The organism is Mycobacterium sp. NGS33 (genome assembly GCF_059812885.1).
In genome coordinates, this window is the sequence record NZ_JCALDN010000002.1 from 486,808 (window position 1) to 503,544 (window position 16,737).

Sequence of the window (16,737 nt, forward strand, 5' to 3'; positions counted from 1 at the left end):
GACTAACGCATCCAAGCGGCCACCCTGCCACCGCAATGGATTCGGGGTGGGAGCACCCCAGCCAATAGGATGGACGCTCGTGACCCCCGCTGACCTGGCTGAGCTGCTCAGAACCACCGCCGCCGCGGTGCTCGCCGAGCGCGGGCTCGACGCTGCCGCGTTGCCGCCGACCGTCACCGTGGAGCGTCCCCGCAATCCCGAGCACGGCGATTACGCCAGCAACCTGGCGCTGCAGCTGGGTAAGAAGGTCGGCGCCAACCCCCGTGAGCTGGCCGGATGGCTCGCCGAGGCGCTGGCCCGGGCCGACGGCATCGCGTCGGCGGAGGTGGCCGGACCGGGCTTCATCAACCTGCGCCTCGAGGCGTCGGCGCAGGCCGTCGTCGTCACCAACGTGATCGACGCCGGCGACCGCTTCGGCCATTCGGACGGCTTGGCCGGGCGCAACATCAACCTCGAATTCGTGTCGGCCAACCCGACCGGGCCGATCCACATCGGCGGCACCCGCTGGGCCGCCGTCGGCGACGCGCTGGGCCGGCTGCTCACCACGCAGGGGGCCGCCGTCACCCGCGAATACTATTTCAACGACCACGGCGCCCAGATCGACCGATTCGCCAGCTCGCTGATCGCCGCGGCCAAGGGCGACCCCACCCCGGAGGACGGGTACGCGGGCGCCTACATCAACGACATCGCGGCTCAGGTGTTGCGCAAGGCGCCCGACGCGCTGAGCCTGCCCGACGGCGAAATGCGGGAGACCTTCCGCGAAATCGGCGTCGACCTGATGTTCACCCATATCAAGGAGTCGTTGCACGAGTTCGGCACCGACTTCGACGTCTACACCCACGAAGACTCGATGCACACCAAGGGCCTGGTCGAGGAAGCCATCGCCAAACTGCGCGAAACGGGCAACATCTACGAGAAGGACGGCGCAACGTGGTTGCGCACCAGCGCCTTTGGCGACGACAAGGACCGTGTCGTCATCAAGAGCGACGGCAAGCCCGCCTACATCGCCGGTGACATCGCCTACTACCTGGACAAGCGCCAGCGCGGCTTCGACCTGGCCATCTACATGCTCGGGGCCGACCACCACGGTTACATCGCCCGGCTCAAGGCGGTGGCGGCGGCGTTTGGCGACGACCCAGCGGCCGTCGAGGTGCTCATCGGCCAGATGGTCAACCTGGTCCGCGACGGCCAGCCGGTCCGGATGAGCAAGCGGGCCGGAACGGTGATCACGCTGGACGACCTGGTGGAGGCGATCGGCGTCGACGCCGCGCGCTACAGCCTGATTCGTTCCTCCGTCGACACCCCGATCGACATCGACCTTGCGTTGTGGTCGTCGGCGTCCAACGAAAACCCGGTCTACTACGTGCAATACGCGCATGCCCGGCTCTCGGCGCTGGCCCGCAACGCCGCCGAGCTCGGCCTGATCCCCGACACCGGCCACCTCGAGCTGCTCAGCCACGACAAGGAGGGGACGCTGCTGCGGACCCTCGGCGAATTCCCGCGAGTGCTCGGCACCGCGGCGACCTTGCGCGAACCCCACCGGGTGTGCCGGTACCTGGAAGACCTCGCCGGCGACTACCACCGGTTCTACGACTCGTGCCGTGTCTTGCCGCAGGGCGACGAGCAACCGACCGACCTGCACACCGCGCGCCTGGCGCTGTGCCAGGCCACCCGCCAGGTGATCGCCAACGGTCTGGCGATCCTGGGCGTCACCGCTCCGGAGCGAATGTGAACGTTCATCCCGCCGGTCCTCGGCACGCCGAAGAGACCCGCCACGCCGAGAGCCCGCTTCGGCCACAATCCCCCGAGGAGTTGCTGCTGCTGGCGCCGAACGTATGGCCGCGCAGCACCGTTCGCAACGACGATGGGGTCGCCAGCATCGCGGGCGTCGCGGTGACCGACCTCGCCCAGGAGTACGGCACCCCGCTGTTCGTCATCGACGAGGACGACTTTCGGTCCCGCTGTCGCGAGATCGCGTCGGCCTTCGGTGGCGGCAAGAACGTGCACTATGCCGCCAAGGCGTTCCTGTGCAGCGAGATCGCGCGCTGGATCGACGAAGAAGGGCTGTCGCTCGACGTCTGCACCGGCGGTGAGCTGGCCGTCGCGTTGCACGCAAACTTCCCGCCGGAGCGAATCACCTTCCACGGCAACAACAAATCCGTCGCCGAGCTGACGGCGGCGGTCAAAGCCGGTGTCGGCCATGTCGTTTTGGACTCGATGCTCGAGATCGAGCGTCTCGATGCCATCGCGGCGGAGGCGGGCATCGTCCAGGACGTCTTCGTTCGTCTCACGGTCGGTGTCGAGGCGCACACCCACGAGTTCATCTCCACCGCACACGAGGACCAGAAGTTCGGCCTGTCGTTGGCCAGCGGTGCGGCCCTGGACGCCGTGGGCAAGGTGTTCGAGACGCAGCACCTGCGGCTGGTGGGTCTGCACAGTCACATCGGGTCGCAGATCTTCGACGTCGCCGGCTTCGAAATCGCCGCGCGCCGGGTCATCGGCCTGCTGCACGACGCCGTGGAACGGTTCGGTGTCGACAAGGCCGCACAGATCTCCACCGTGGATCTCGGTGGGGGGCTTGGTATCTCGTACCTCGCCGTCGACGATCCGCCGCCGATGAATGAGTTGGCCGCCAAGCTGGGTGCGATCGTGCGGAACGAGTCGGCGGCCGTCGGGCTGCCGACCCCACGGCTGGTGGTCGAGCCCGGGCGCGCGATCGCCGGGCCCGGCACCATCACGCTCTACGAGGTGGGCACCGTCAAGGACGTCGACGTGAGCGCCACCGCACACCGGCGCTACGTCAGCGTCGACGGCGGCATGAGCGACAACATCCGCACCGCGCTCTATGACGCGCAGTACGACGCCCGGCTGGTCTCACGGCTCAGCGATGCGCCGGCGGAGCTGGCCCGCATCGTCGGAAAGCATTGCGAGAGCGGCGATATCGTGGTGCGCGACACCTGGGTTCCCGGCGATCTGCGGCCCGGTGATCTCATTGGGGTGGCCGCCACCGGCGCCTACTGCTATTCCTTGTCGAGTCGCTACAACATGATCTGCCGTCCCGCCGTCGTCGCGGTTCGCGACGGCCGCGCGCGTCTGGTCCTGCGTCGCGAGACGGTCGACGATCTCCTGAGTCTGGAAGTGAGGTGAACTGTGCCCCGTGACGAAAAGCCGGTCGGCGTAGCGGTACTCGGATTGGGCAACGTCGGCAGCGAAGTTGTCCGGATCATCGAGGACAGCGCCGATGACCTCGCCGCCCGTGTCGGCGCGCCCCTGGTGTTGCGCGGCGTCGGAGTGCGCCGCGTCGCCGACGACCGGGGTGTCCCCGTCGAGCTGCTCACCGACGACATCGAAGAGCTCGCCGCGCGCGACGACGTCGACATCGTCGTGGAACTGATGGGGCCGGTGGAACCGGCGCGCAAGGCCATCCTGTGCGCGCTCGAGCACGGTAAATCGGTCGTCACGGCGAACAAGGCGCTGCTGGCCACCTCCACGGGTGAACTGGCGCAGGCCGCCGAAAGCGCGCACGTGGACCTGTATTTCGAGGCGGCCGTCGCCGGCGCCATCCCGGTCATCCGCCCGCTCACGCAGTCGCTGGCCGGTGACACGGTGCTGCGGGTGGCCGGGATCGTCAACGGCACCACCAATTACATCTTGTCCGCGATGGACAGCACCGGCGCCGACTACGACACCGCGCTGGCCGAAGCCGGCGCGCTGGGCTACGCCGAGGCCGACCCCACCGCCGACGTCGAGGGCTACGACGCGGCGGCCAAGGCCGCGATTCTGGCGTCCATCGCCTTTCACACCCGGGTGACCGCCGACGACGTCTACCGGGAGGGCATCACCAAGGTCACCCCGGCCGACTTCGAGTCGGCCCGTGCCCTCGGCTGCACCATCAAGCTGCTGTCCATCTGCGAGCGCATCACGACCGACGGTGGCCAAGAGCGGGTTTCGGCGCGCGTCTATCCGGCGCTGGTGCCGCTCTCGCACCCGCTGGCCACCGTCAACGGCGCGTTCAACGCGGTGGTGGTCGAGGCCAAGGCCTCCGGCCGGCTGATGTTCTACGGCCAGGGCGCCGGCGGGGCGCCGACGGCCTCCGCGGTGGCCGGCGACATGGTGATGGCCGCACGCAACCGGGTGCTGGGCAGCCGCGGGCCGAAGGAATCCAAGTACGCCCAACTTCCGATCGCACCAATGGGTTTCATCTCCACGCGCTATTACGTCAGCATGAATGTCGCCGACAAGCCCGGCGTGCTGTCCTCGGTCGCGGCCGAATTCGCCAAGCGCGAGGTGAGCATCGCCGAAGTTCGTCAGGAAGGCGTCGCGGACGAGGGCGGACGGCGGGTGGGCGCCCGTATCGTCGTGGTCACCCACCGCGCCACGGATGCCGCGCTGTCCGAAACCGTGGAGGCGCTGGCCGATTTGGATGTCGTGCAGAGCGTGACCAGCGTGCTGCGACTGGAAGGGACCACCCTATGAGCGCCCCGCGAACCGCCGTCCACAAACCGTGGCCGGGTCTCATCGAGGCATACCGGGACCGGTTACCCGTGGGCGACGACTGGACCCCGGTCACCCTGCTCGAGGGCGGTACCCCGCTGATCGCGGCGGGCCGGATCTCGGAAAAGACCGGCTGCAACGTGCATCTGAAGGTCGAAGGCCTCAATCCCACCGGCTCCTTCAAGGACCGGGGCATGACGATGGCGGTCACCGATGCGCTGGCGCGCGGCCAGCAGGCGGTGCTGTGCGCGTCGACCGGAAACACCTCGGCGTCCGCGGCGGCCTACGCGGCGCGCGCCGGCATCACCTGCGCGGTGCTCATACCGCAGGGCAAGATCGCGATGGGCAAGCTGGCGCAGGCGGTGATGCACGGCGCCAAGATCATTCAGATCGACGGCAACTTCGACGACTGCCTGGAGTTGGCCCGCAAGATGGCCGCCGATTTTCCGACGATCGCGTTGGTCAATTCGGTCAACCCGGTGCGCATCGAGGGTCAGAAGACGGCGGCGTTCGAGATCGTCGACGCCCTGGGAACCGCGCCCGACGTGCACGCCCTGCCGGTCGGCAACGCGGGCAACATCACCGCGTACTGGAAGGGATACACCGAGTATCACCACGAAGGCTTGATCGAGAAGTTGCCGCGCATGCTGGGCACCCAGGCGGCCGGTGCGGCCCCGCTGGTGCACGGCGCGCCGGTCAAGAACCCGGAGACCATCGCGACCGCGATCCGCATCGGCGCGCCCGCCTCGTGGACGGCGGCCGTCGACGCGCAGCAGCAATCGAATGGCCGCTTCCTGGCCGCGACCGACGAAGAGATCCTGGCCGCCTATCACCTGGTGGCCGAGTCCGAGGGCGTGTTCGTCGAACCCGCCTCGGCGGCCAGCATCGCCGGGCTGCTCAAGGCTGTCGACGACGGCTGGGTGGCCCGCGGGTCGACGGTCGTGTGCACGGTGACCGGCAACGGCCTCAAGGACCCCGACACCGCGCTGCGGGACATGCCGACCGTGACCCCGCTGCCGGTGGATCCCGTCCTGGTGGTCGAAAAGCTGGGGCTGGCCTGACACATGTGCGCGCTCGCGACGAAGGGCTGTTGATGACCCCGATGCTGCCCGTCGGGCTGGTGGCCAGCGCCGTGGTGTCGGCGTCCAGCGCCAACCTCGGCCCCGGCTTCGACAGCATCGGCCTGGCGTTGAGCCTGTACGACGAAATCATCGTCGAGACAACCGATTCCGGTTTGGTTGTGCTGGTCGAAGGCGAGGGGGCGGGCCAGCTGCCGGTCGGCCCGGAACACCTGGTGGTGCGCGCCCTGGAATGTGGGTTGCGTGCGGTCGGGGTTCGCGCGCCGGGTCTGGTGGTGCGTTGCCGCAACGCCATCCCGCATTCGCGCGGCCTCGGCTCCTCGGCGGCCGCGGTGGTCGGTGGCCTGGCTGCCGCCAACGGCCTTGTCGCACAGACGGATTGGAACCCGCTCAGCGAGACCCAATTGATTCAGCTGTCCTCGGAGTTCGAGGGTCATCCCGACAACGCGGCGGCCGCCGTCCTGGGCGGCGCGGTGGTGTCGTGGGTGGACCGCGGTGGCGATCGCCCCCAGTACGCGGCGGTGCCGCTGCGACTGCACCCCGACATCCGTCTGTACTCCGCGATTCCCGAGGAACGCTCGCTGACCGCGGAGACCCGCGTGCTGCTGCCCGCGCAGGTCAGCCACGAGGACGCCCGCTTCAACGTCAGCCGGGCGGCGTTGCTGGTAGTAGCGCTCACCGAGCGCCCCGACCTGCTCATGGCGGCAACCGAAGACGTGCTGCACCAGCCGCAGCGCGCACCGGCCATGCCGGCGTCGGCGGAATATTTGCGGCTGCTGCGGCGTCATAACGTTGCGACGACTCTCTCCGGGGCCGGACCATCGTTGATCGCGCTGACCACGGCGTCGGAGTTGCCTGCGGAAGTGGCGGAGTACGGGGCGGCGCACGGATTTGCCATCACCAAAATGACGGCTGGCGAACCTGTTCGCTGGAACCCGGGGGTCACCGTCGTCGGTTGATCCACGGCGTGGCCGGAGGGTTTGCTTGCTTCCGACAGGGATGGGGGCTATCCTCGGAGCCGTCCAGCAATCGCAGCATCTGCATCTGCATCCATACTGCCTTGCCGCTAGGACAACACCAATTCTTCTTGTGGACGAGGTTCGCCGTTTACTCCGCCGATCCAGGCGATCACCGTTGCAGAGTCGATGATTGGGCGCACTCGGCAATTTGCCTGAATGCAACGAACCCCCCGTATGACCTGATCAGCGGGGGAAGAAAGGAAATCCGTGACTGATACGGACCTGTTCACGGCTGGCGAAAACACTGACGCCAATCAACTGTCGAATGCCGTGACCACTGACACTCCAGACGCGAAACCCGCCGTCTCGGGAGGTGCGCTGTCCACGATGGTGCTGCCCGAACTGCGCGCGCTGGCCAATCAAGTTGGCGTCAAAGGGACGTCGGGCATGCGTAAGAACGAACTGATCGCCGCGATCAAAGAAGTCCGGGCACAGGCCAACGGCGTTCCCGCCAACGGCACCACGTCCGCCGAGGACAGCGGCACGTTGGACAGCAACGACAACGCCAAGAACGGCACCGACGGCGCCGAGGCGCCGGCCGCCAAGGGCGACCAGAACGGCGCGAGCACCGAGGCGCCCCGCCGCGAACGACGCGGCGCTTCCCGCGAGGCCGGTTCGGCCGGGCGCGGCAACGACGAGGCCGACCGTGAGGGCGCAGGCAGCCGTGAGGGCGCAGCCACCGGTGAGGCCGAGCGTCGCGAGAAACCCAAAAATGACAACCAGAACGACGACCGCGGCCAGGACGGCGGCGGCAACGACCAGGATCAGAACTCCGGTGGCCAGCAGGGCCGCGGCGGCTCGAACCAGCAGGACGACGACGGCGAGGGCCGTCAGGGCCGGCGGGGACGCCGATTCCGCGACCGTGACCGTCGTCGCCGGGGTGAGCGGTCCGGCGAGGGTGGTGACACCGAGCTGCGTGAGGACGACGTCGTTCAGCCGGTAGCCGGCATCCTTGACGTCCTCGACAACTACGCGTTCGTGCGCACCTCCGGTTATTTGGCCGGTCCCCACGACGTCTACGTGTCGATGAACATGGTGCGCAAGAACGGCCTTCGCCGCGGCGACGCCGTCACCGGCGCGGTCCGCGTGCCGAAGGAAGGTGAACAGCCCAACCAGCGGCAAAAGTTCAACCCGTTGGTGCGCCTGGACAGCATCAACGGCGGCTCGGTCGAGGACGCCAAAAAGCGTCCCGACTTCTCCAAGCTGACACCGTTGTACCCCAACCAGCGCCTGCGTCTCGAGACCACGCCCGACCGGCTGACCACCCGGGTCATCGACCTGATCATGCCGATCGGCAAGGGCCAGCGCGCGCTGATCGTGTCGCCGCCCAAGGCCGGTAAGACGACGATCCTGCAGGACATCGCCAACGCGATCACCAAGAACAACCCGGAATGCCACCTCATGGTCGTGCTCGTCGACGAGCGGCCCGAAGAGGTCACCGACATGACCCGCTCGGTCAAAGGAGAGGTCATCGCCTCGACCTTCGACCGGCCGCCGACGGACCACACGGCGGTCGCCGAGCTTGCCATTGAGCGCGCCAAGCGCCTGGTCGAGCAGGGCAAGGACGTCGTCGTGCTGCTGGACTCGATCACCCGCCTGGGCCGCGCCTACAACAACGCGTCGCCTGCGTCGGGCCGGATCCTGTCCGGTGGTGTCGACTCCACCGCGCTGTATCCGCCCAAGCGGTTCCTGGGCGCTGCCCGCAATATCGAGGAAGGCGGGTCGCTGACCATCATCGCCACCGCGATGGTCGAGACCGGGTCCACCGGTGACACGGTCATCTTCGAGGAGTTCAAGGGCACCGGTAACGCCGAGCTCAAGCTGGATCGCAAGATCTCCGAGCGCCGGGTCTTCCCCGCGGTCGACGTCAACCCGTCGGGCACCCGCAAGGACGAGCTGCTGCTCTCGCCGGACGAGTTCGGCATCGTGCACAAGCTGCGCCGCGTGCTGTCGGGGCTGGACTCGCATCAGGCCATCGACCTGCTGATGTCGCAGCTGCGCAAGACGAAGAACAACTACGAGTTCCTGGTCCAGGTGTCCAAGACGACCCCTGGGGCGATGGACAACGACTAGGGGGACGGTCGCTCACCGCGACACTTAAACCACGCACCCGACACGCCGGCCGCCATCGCCGTGATTTAAGTTTCGGCGCAACGGCCCCGGGAATGGCGGAGCCCATCCCGCTGTTTTGGGGACATGGCGGTTGACCCGGCATAATCGACGCGGACACGATCGAAGAGGACATCATGAAAGCTGACATTCACCCCGCCTACGCGGAGACCACGGTGCTCTGCGGGTGTGGCAACACGTTCCAGACGCGCAGCACCAAGGACGGCGGCCACATCACCGTCGAGGTGTGCTCGCAGTGCCATCCCTTCTACACCGGCAAGCAGAAGATCCTGGACAGCGGTGGCCGGGTGGCGCGTTTCGAGAAGCGGTACGGCAAGCGCACCGCCGGAGCCGCTGCCGACAAATAGCTCGGTTACCGACGCCCGAACTGTGCGAGTCGTCGCACGGGCCGGGCGTCGGTTTGCGTTTGCGGCAATGACGGGCACAACGGGGCAGGAGGTAGGGCGGTGACCAAGCCGGTACAGACCATTGACGTGCTGCTGGCCGAGCACGCCGACCTCGAGCGCCGGCTGGCCGACCCCGAATTGCACAGCAACCCCGACGAGGCGCGCAAGGCCGGACGCCGGTTCGCCCGGCTGGCCCCGATCGTGGGCACCTACCGCAAACTGGTGGCCGCGCGCGACGACCTGGAGACCGCGCGAGAGCTGGCCGCCGACGACGCGTCCTTCGCCGCCGAGGTCACGGACCTGGAAACCCAGGTGGCCGAGTTGGACACCCAACTCACCGACATGCTGGCCCCGCGCGACCCGCACGACGCCGACGACATCGTGCTCGAGGTGAAATCCGGTGAGGGCGGGGAAGAATCGGCCCTCTTCGCCGCGGACCTGGCGCGAATGTACATCCGCTACGCCGAGCGGCACGGCTGGACCGTCACCGTGCTGGACGAGACCACCTCGGATCTGGGCGGCTACAAGGACGCGACGTTGGCCATCGCCAGCAAGGGCGACAGCGCCGACGGGGTCTGGTCCCGGATGAAGTTCGAGGGCGGAGTGCACCGGGTGCAACGCGTCCCGGTAACGGAATCCCAAGGCCGCGTTCATACTTCGGCGGCCGGCGTGCTGGTGTACCCCGAACCCGAAGAAGTGGGCGAGGTGCAGATCGACGAGTCGGATCTGCGCATCGACGTCTACCGCTCCTCGGGGAAGGGCGGGCAGGGCGTCAACACCACCGACTCCGCGGTGCGCATCACGCACCTGCCCACCGGCATCGTCGTCACCTGCCAGAACGAGCGCTCGCAGCTGCAGAACAAGGCCCGCGCCCTGCAGGTCCTGGCCGCCCGTCTGCAGGCCTTGGCCGAAGAACAGGCGCTGGCCGATGCCTCGGCGGACCGCGCCAGCCAGATCCGCACGGTGGACCGCAGCGAGCGCATCCGCACTTATAACTTCCCGGAGAACCGGATCGCGGACCACCGCATCAACTTCAAGGCGCACAATCTCGATCAGGTCCTCGACGGTGACCTGGACGCCCTATTCGACGCCCTGGCCGCCGCCGACAAGCAGACCCGGCTGCAACAGGCATGAACGTCCTGCGGCGCGCGATCGACGATGCTGCGGCCACCCTTGCCGAGGCGGGAATCGATTCTGCGCGTTGGGATGCCGAGCAGCTGGCCGCGCATCTGGCGGGTACCGACCGGGGGCGCCTGGCCCTGCTCGAGTCGCCCGGCGCGGACTTTCTCGGGCGCTACCGCGACGTCGTCGCCGCACGCTCGCGACGGGTGCCCCTGCAACACCTGGTGGGGACCGCGGCGTTCGGCCCCGTCCTGCTGCACGTCGGCCCCGGCGTCTTCATACCCCGCCCCGAGACCGAGGCCCTGCTGGAATGGGCGACCGCGCAACAACTTACGCCGAAACCTGTCATCGTCGACCTGTGCACCGGTTCGGGCGCTTTGGCGGTGGCGCTGGCCCACCACTGGCCCGAAGCGCGAATCGTCGCCATCGACAACTCCGATGCCGCGCTCGAGTATGCGCGCCGCAACGCGCGGGGCACGACGATCGAGCTGCTGCGGGCCGATGTCGTCGAGCTGGCGTGCGATCCGGGCCTGCTCGCCGATCTGGATGGGCGGGTCGACATGGTGGTGGCCAACCCGCCCTACGTTCCCGACGATGCCGTGCTGGATCCTGAAGTCGCCCAACATGATCCATACCAGGCCGTCTTCGGCGGTCCGGACGGAATGGCGGTGATCGCGCCCCTCGTCCGTCTCGCCGGTCGCTGGCTGCGCCCCGGCGGGCTCATCGGCGTCGAGCACGACGACACCACCTCGGCGCAGACGGCGGAATTGTTCGTTGGCACAGGGGCGTTCGACGACGTCCAGGCCCGCCGCGACCTGACCGGACGGCCACGCTTCGTGACGGCGCGACGAAAAGCGGGGGAGAGCGGCGCCGATGACTGACGTCTTCGATTGTGCGGATCCCGATCAGCGCTCACGTGGAATCGCCGCCGCAGCGGCAGCGCTCAAGGGTGGCCGGCTGGTTGTCATGCCGACCGACACGGTGTATGGCATCGGCGCCGATGCGTTCAACAGCGCCGCGGTATCCGCATTGCTGTCGGCGAAGGGGCGCGGGCGCGACATGCCGGTGGGCGTGCTGGTCGGCTCCTGGCACACCATCGAGGGGCTCGTCTACACCATGCCGGACGGGGCGCGCGACCTGATCCGTGCCTTCTGGCCGGGCGCGCTGAGCCTGGTGGTGACCCAGGCGCCGTCGCTGCAGTGGGACCTCGGCGATGCCCGCGGCACCGTGATGCTGCGCATGCCGCTGCATCCGGTGGCGATCGAACTGCTGCGCGAGGTCGGGCCCCTGGCGGTCTCCAGCGCCAACATCTCCGGCCATCCGGCCGCGGTTGACGCCAACGAGGCGCGCAGCCAGCTCGGCGATCTGGTCGACGTCTATTTGGAAGCGGGTCCCTCGGATCAGGGGGCGGCGTCCACGATCGTCGACCTGACCGGGGCCACGCCGCGGATTCTGCGACCGGGCCCGGTGAGCGCGGAGCGGATCGCCGAAGTGCTGGCCCTCGATCCGGAAAGTTTGACCGCCCAGGCCTGACTGGAGCGGTTGTCGAGGTACCAGGTTTGTCCAGTACGGTCTCGGTGATGTCCAGCGACGTGACCAACCTTGCCGGTGGTTTGCTCGCGCTGGCCGACCGCGGTGCCGGCGTTCCGCTTCGCGAACTGGCGCTGGTGGGGCTGACCGCGGCGATCATCACCTACTTCGCCACCGGGCCGGTGCGGGTGCTCGCGACCCGGCTGGGCGCGGTCGCCTATCCGCGGGAGCGCGACGTCCACGTGACGCCGACGCCCCGGATGGGCGGGCTGGCGATGTTCGTCGGCGTCATCACGGCCGTCTTTCTGGCGTCTCAGCTTCCGGCGCTCACCCGTGGGTTCGTCTACTCCACCGGCATGCCCGCGGTCCTGGTCGCCGGCGCGGTCATCATGGGTATCGGCCTGATCGACGACCGTTGGGGCCTCGACGCGTTGACCAAGTTCGCCGGTCAGATCACCGCGGCCAGCGTGCTGGTCACCATGGGTGTGGCATGGAGTGTCCTGTACATCCCTATTGGCGGCGTGGGCACCATCGTGCTCGACCAGGCCTCGTCGATCCTGCTGACCCTGGCGCTCACCGTCTCGGTCGTCAACGCGATGAACTTCGTCGACGGGCTCGACGGTCTGGCCGCCGGGCTGGGGCTGATCACCGCCCTGGCCATCTGCATGTTCTCGGTCGGGCTGCTGCGCGACCACGGCGGTGACGTCTTGTTCTATCCGCCCGCGGTCATTTCGGTGGTGCTCGCCGGGGCGTGTCTGGGCTTCCTGCCGCACAACTTTCATCGCGCCAAGATCTTCATGGGCGACTCCGGTTCGATGCTGATCGGTCTGATGCTGTCGGCCGCGTCCACCACCGCCGCCGGCCCCGTCTCGCAGAACGCCTACGGCGCCCGCGACGTGTTCGTCCTACTGTCGCCGTTTTTGCTGGTCGCGGCGGTCATCTTCGTACCCATGCTCGATTTGCTGCTGGCGATCGTGCGCCGCACCCGCGCGGGCCGCAGCGCGTTCAGCCCCGACAAGATGCATCTGCATCATCGGTTGCTGCAGATCGGTCATTCGCATCGCCGGGTGGTGTTGCTGATCTATCTGTGGGTGGGGATCGTCGCGTTCGGCGCGGCCAGCACGATCTTTTTCCGTCCCCGCGATACCGCTGCGGTGATGCTGGGCGCCATCGTGGTGGCCGGCATCGCCACCGCGATCCCGCTGTTGCGGCGGGGCGACGACTACTACGACGAAGGGTAGTAGTAGGGTCCCGCATGTGGTACGGTGCTGGTAGAACCCCAAAAAGCCGTGCAGGCTACCGGCCCATCGGAGGCCACTCCGACCGGGCTGGTTCGAGACCGGCCTCGGGAGATACCCCTTGGGTGATTCAACTGTGACGTGCGATACGCTCGGCGGACCACCGATCAGTCGGTCGGGGGGTTCCCGTTCATCAACCTGGGATTGAGGTGCTGCAGTGACGACACCAGCGCAGGACGCGCCGTTGGTGTTTCCCTCTGTTGCTTTCCGTCCGGTTCGGCTCTTCGCGATCAGCGCTGTCATCACCGCCGTGGCGGTGCTCGCCGCCGCACTGTCCGGTCACCTGATGGTCGGCGTCTTCTTCGGGGTCGGGCTTCTCCTGGGTTTGCTCAACGCGGTACTGGTGCGTCGCTCGGTTGAGTCCATCACCGCCAAGGATCACCCGCTGAAAAGGTCGATGGCCGTCAACTCGGCGTCACGGCTGGCCATCATCACCGTCTTCGGGCTGATCATCGCCTACGTCTTTCGGCCCGCCGGCCTGGGCGTCCTGTTCGGATTGGCGCTGTTCCAGATCCTCTTGGTCGCCGCGACGGCGCTCCCGGTGTGGAAGAAGTTGCGCGCCGGCGACTGGGCGGAGCCGACGGACGGTGCCGAAGGCGGAGTGATCGCAGGGTCGGAAGGACCGGAAGGAAGGAACATCACCGATGCCTGAGACGACGTTCCTGGCCGAGGGCGCGATCGAGGTCGGCGCCCACACCCAAGCCAAGTGGCTCGGCCTGACCGTCAACACCGACACGATTCTGGCGACGGGTATCGCCGCGGTGATCGTGTTGGCATTGGCCTTCTTCCTGCGCGCCAAGATCACCTCCACCGGTGTGCCCAGCGGCGTTCAGCTGTTCTGGGAGGCCATCACCGTCCAGATGCGCGATCAGATCGAGAGCGCGGTCGGCATGCGCATCGCGCCGTTCGTGTTGCCCTTGGCCGTCACCATCTTCGTGTTCATCCTGATCTCCAACTGGCTCTCGGTGCTCCCGCTGCAGTACACCGATAAGTCGGGCCACACCACCGAGCTGCTGAAGTCGGCGGCTGCGGACATCAATTACGTTCTGGCGCTGGCTCTGTTCGTGTTCGTCTGCTACCACGTGGCGGGCATCTGGCGCCGCGGCGTCATCGGACACCCGCTCGCGGTGATCAAGGGCCACGTGGCCTTCCTGGCGCCGATCAACCTGGTCGAAGAGCTCGCCAAGCCAATCTCGTTGTCGCTGCGACTTTTCGGAAACATCTTCGCCGGCGGCATCCTGGTCGCCCTGATCGCGCTGTTCCCGCCCTACATCATGTGGGCGCCCAACGCGATCTGGAAGGCCTTCGACCTGTTCGTCGGGGCGATCCAGGCCTTCATCTTCTCGATCCTGACCATCCTGTACTTCAGTCAAGCCATGGAGATCGAGGATCACCATGACTGAGACTGGCCGTGAATCGCTTTGAGTCACACACCATTACAGAAGCCTGGTAGACCGCTACCAGATTAGAGGAGGAAAACAATGCCCAGCTTGGACCCCCAAGTCGCAGCCGCAGCTCTCATCGGCGGTGGACTCATCATGGGCGGCGGCGCGATCGGTGCCGGTATCGGTGACGGCATCGCCGGTAACGCGCTGGTTTCCGGCATCGCCCGGCAGCCCGAGGCGCAAGGCCGGTTGTTTACGCCGTTCTTCATCACCGTCGGTCTGGTTGAGGCGGCCTACTTCATCAACCTGGCCTTCATGGCGCTGTTCGTCTTCGCAACCCCCGTCGGCAAGTAGTTCGCATGGGTGACGCGAGCCCGAGCGTCCTGGCATCCAGCCAGGTGGTGGCCGAGGGGGGCAGCAACTTCCTCGTCCCGAACGGCACCTTCTTCTTCGTGCTGGCCATCTTCCTGATCGTGCTGGCCGTCATCGGCACCTTCGTGGTGCCACCGGTCATGAAGGTGTTGCGCGAGCGTGACGCCATGGTCGCCAAGACGGCTGCCGACAACAAGAAGGCGGCGGAGCAGTTCGAAGCGGCCAAGGCCGACTACGAAGAAGCCCTGACCGAAGCGCGGGTTGAGGCGTCGTCTTTGCGCGACGACGCCCGCGCCGAAGGCCGTAAGGTGATAGAAGACGCGCGCGCCCGTGCCGAGCAACAGGTGATGTCGACGTTGCAAATGGCATCCGAGCAATTGAAGCGGGAGAGGGACGCCGTGGAACTGGATCTGCGTGCCAACGTTGCCGCGATGTCGGCGACACTGGCCAGCCGGATCCTGGGCGTCGAGGTCGCGCCCGCCACCGCCAGCGCGTCCGCAACAGGGAAGTCCGGGCGGTAATCACCTATGTCGACTTTCATCGGGCAGTTAATCGGATTCGCGGCCATCGTGTTACTGGTGGTGCGGTATGTCGTGCCGCCGGTGCGTCGTCTGATGACCGCTCGGCAAGACGCCGTACGCCAGCAGTTGAAAGACGCTGCGACGGCGAGCGATCGGTTGACCGAGTCGACCACGGCACACAGCAATGCCGTCGAGTCCGCCAAGGCGGAGGCCGAACGGATCGTCGAGGAGGCCAGGAGCGACTCGGGCCGCATCGTCGAACAGCTGCGGGCCCAGGCCGACGTCGAATCCGAACGCATCAACGTACAGGGCGGCCGACAGGTCGACCTGTTGCGCACCCAGCTGAGCCGGCAGCTCCGTCTGGAACTCGGCCACGAAGCGGTGCGTCAGGCGGGTGAGCTGGTGCGCAACTTCGTCGCCGACCCGGAGCAGCAGTCGGCCACCGTCGACCGGTTCCTCGACGAGCTCGACGAGATGGCTCCCGCGTCGGCCGACGTTCAATATCCGTTGATGACCAAGATGCGCTCGTCGAGTCGCGTCGCGCTGGGCAACCTGTCCGAAAAGTTCAGCTCCATAGCCAAAGACCTTGACAGCAAGGGCCTTTCGAGTCTCTCCAGTGAGCTGGTAGAGGTGGCCCAGATGCTGGACCGCGAGATCGTCGTCACGCGGTATCTCACCGTCCCCGCCGAGGATGCCGCCCCCCGGGTCCGGTTGATCGAGCGGCTCGTCTCTGGCAAGGTCGCCGACGCCACACTGGAAGTGCTGCGCGCGGCGGTCTCGGAGCGTTGGTCGGCCAACTCCGACCTCGTCGACGCCATCGAACACGTGTCTCGACAGGCGCTGCTGGAAGTCGCCGAACGCGAGGACAAAGTCGGCGAGGTCGAAGAACAGCTGTTCCGGTTCTCCCGCATCCTCGACGCGCAGCCTCAACTTTCCATCCTGCTGGGTGACTACGCCGTTCCCGTCGAAGGCCGAGTCGCGTTGTTGCGCAAAGTACTTGACAGCGCAAGCGGCAGGGTCCAGCCCATTGTGACTGCGTTGCTGACCCAGACGGTCGAACTCCTCAGGGGCCAGCCGGCCGAGGAGGCCGTTCAGTTCTTGACCGAAGTCGCCGTGGCACGCCGCGGTGAGATCGTCGCCGCGGTCAGCGCGGCGGCCGAACTCAGCGATGCCCAACGGTCTCGTCTCACCGACGTGCTCAGCCGCATCTACGGTCACACGGTGGCGGTGCAGCTGCAGATCGATGCCGAACTGCTGGGCGGCCTGCTCATCTCCGTGGCCGATGAAGTGATCGACGGGACGCTCGCTTCTCGCCTTGCCGCGGCCGAGGCTCAATTGCCTGACTGACACCAACCATTCATCACAATCGCACGCGAACCACGATCAAGTAGGAAGACGAAA

The 16,737-nt window shown here is 67.2% G+C and carries 15 protein-coding genes and 1 pseudogene; all 16 read left to right on the forward strand.

What is annotated here, in order from left to right:
• Window positions 1-79: 79 nt before the first annotated feature.
• The 16 genes and pseudogenes from argS (at window position 80) to AC5Y5B_RS06400 (ending at window position 16,683) form a co-directional block, all read left to right on the forward strand.
• Window positions 80-1,732, forward strand: a complete 1,653-nt coding sequence (gene argS / locus AC5Y5B_RS06325) for an arginine--tRNA ligase (RefSeq protein ID WP_500004398.1) — start codon at window positions 80-82, stop codon at window positions 1,730-1,732.
• Window positions 1,729-3,147, forward strand: a complete 1,419-nt coding sequence (lysA, locus tag AC5Y5B_RS06330; protein ID WP_500004400.1) for a diaminopimelate decarboxylase — start codon at window positions 1,729-1,731, stop codon at window positions 3,145-3,147. Before argS ends, lysA begins: the two co-directional genes overlap by 4 nt.
• 3 nt (window positions 3,148-3,150) lie before the next feature.
• Window positions 3,151-4,476, forward strand: coding sequence for a homoserine dehydrogenase (locus AC5Y5B_RS06335; RefSeq protein ID WP_112634318.1), 1,326 nt, complete (start codon window positions 3,151-3,153; stop codon window positions 4,474-4,476).
• Window positions 4,473-5,555 (forward strand): threonine synthase, encoded by a 1,083-nt coding sequence (gene thrC / locus AC5Y5B_RS06340; protein WP_112634319.1) that lies wholly within the window; start codon window positions 4,473-4,475, stop codon window positions 5,553-5,555. The genes AC5Y5B_RS06335 and thrC overlap by 4 nt, the downstream gene beginning before the upstream one ends.
• 41 nt (window positions 5,556-5,596) lie before the next feature.
• The gene (thrB, locus tag AC5Y5B_RS06345) at window positions 5,597-6,532 is read left to right on the forward strand and encodes a homoserine kinase (protein WP_500004768.1); all 936 of its coding nucleotides are present in this window, start codon (window positions 5,597-5,599) and stop codon (window positions 6,530-6,532) included.
• Window positions 6,533-6,799: 267 nt separating this feature from the next.
• Window positions 6,800-8,665 carry a transcription termination factor Rho gene (rho, locus tag AC5Y5B_RS06350; protein ID WP_500004402.1) on the forward strand — a complete coding sequence of 622 codons (1,866 nt, stop codon included), beginning with the start codon at window positions 6,800-6,802 and terminating at the stop codon, window positions 8,663-8,665.
• A 173-nt stretch (window positions 8,666-8,838) separates the two neighbouring features.
• Window positions 8,839-9,069 (forward strand): 50S ribosomal protein L31, encoded by a 231-nt coding sequence (gene rpmE, locus AC5Y5B_RS06355; RefSeq protein ID WP_500004404.1) that lies wholly within the window; start codon window positions 8,839-8,841, stop codon window positions 9,067-9,069.
• 99 nt (window positions 9,070-9,168) lie between these two features.
• Entirely contained in the window at window positions 9,169-10,242 is a 1,074-nt protein-coding gene (prfA, locus tag AC5Y5B_RS06360) for a peptide chain release factor 1 (protein WP_112634322.1), read from the forward strand.
• Window positions 10,239-11,111, forward strand: coding sequence for a peptide chain release factor N(5)-glutamine methyltransferase (gene prmC, locus AC5Y5B_RS06365; RefSeq protein ID WP_500004405.1), 873 nt, complete (start codon window positions 10,239-10,241; stop codon window positions 11,109-11,111). Before prfA ends, prmC begins: the two co-directional genes overlap by 4 nt.
• Window positions 11,104-11,763 (forward strand): L-threonylcarbamoyladenylate synthase, encoded by a 660-nt coding sequence (locus AC5Y5B_RS06370; RefSeq protein WP_500004407.1) that lies wholly within the window; start codon window positions 11,104-11,106, stop codon window positions 11,761-11,763. Before prmC ends, AC5Y5B_RS06370 begins: the two co-directional genes overlap by 8 nt.
• Before the next feature lie 28 nt (window positions 11,764-11,791).
• Window positions 11,792-13,001 (forward strand): annotated as a pseudogene (locus AC5Y5B_RS06375) (glycosyltransferase family 4 protein); the annotation flags it as partial.
• A 214-nt stretch (window positions 13,002-13,215) separates the two neighbouring features.
• Window positions 13,216-13,710: an ATP synthase subunit I gene (locus AC5Y5B_RS06380; RefSeq protein WP_500004409.1), complete on the forward strand. Its 495-nt coding sequence runs from the start codon at window positions 13,216-13,218 to the stop codon at window positions 13,708-13,710.
• On the forward strand, window positions 13,703-14,461 hold the full coding sequence (gene atpB, locus AC5Y5B_RS06385; RefSeq protein ID WP_112634327.1) for a F0F1 ATP synthase subunit A: 759 nt from the start codon (window positions 13,703-13,705) through the stop codon (window positions 14,459-14,461). The genes AC5Y5B_RS06380 and atpB overlap by 8 nt, the downstream gene beginning before the upstream one ends.
• Before the next feature lie 87 nt (window positions 14,462-14,548).
• Window positions 14,549-14,797 carry a F0F1 ATP synthase subunit C gene (locus tag AC5Y5B_RS06390; RefSeq protein WP_112634346.1) on the forward strand — a complete coding sequence of 83 codons (249 nt, stop codon included), beginning with the start codon at window positions 14,549-14,551 and terminating at the stop codon, window positions 14,795-14,797.
• Window positions 14,798-14,802: 5 nt separating this feature from the next.
• Complete coding sequence (locus AC5Y5B_RS06395; protein WP_500004412.1) at window positions 14,803-15,336, forward strand: F0F1 ATP synthase subunit B; 534 nt, start codon at window positions 14,803-14,805, stop codon at window positions 15,334-15,336.
• Window positions 15,337-15,342: 6 nt separating this feature from the next.
• Window positions 15,343-16,683 (forward strand): F0F1 ATP synthase subunit B/delta, encoded by a 1,341-nt coding sequence (locus tag AC5Y5B_RS06400; protein WP_500004414.1) that lies wholly within the window; start codon window positions 15,343-15,345, stop codon window positions 16,681-16,683.
• Window positions 16,684-16,737: the final 54 nt, after the last annotated feature.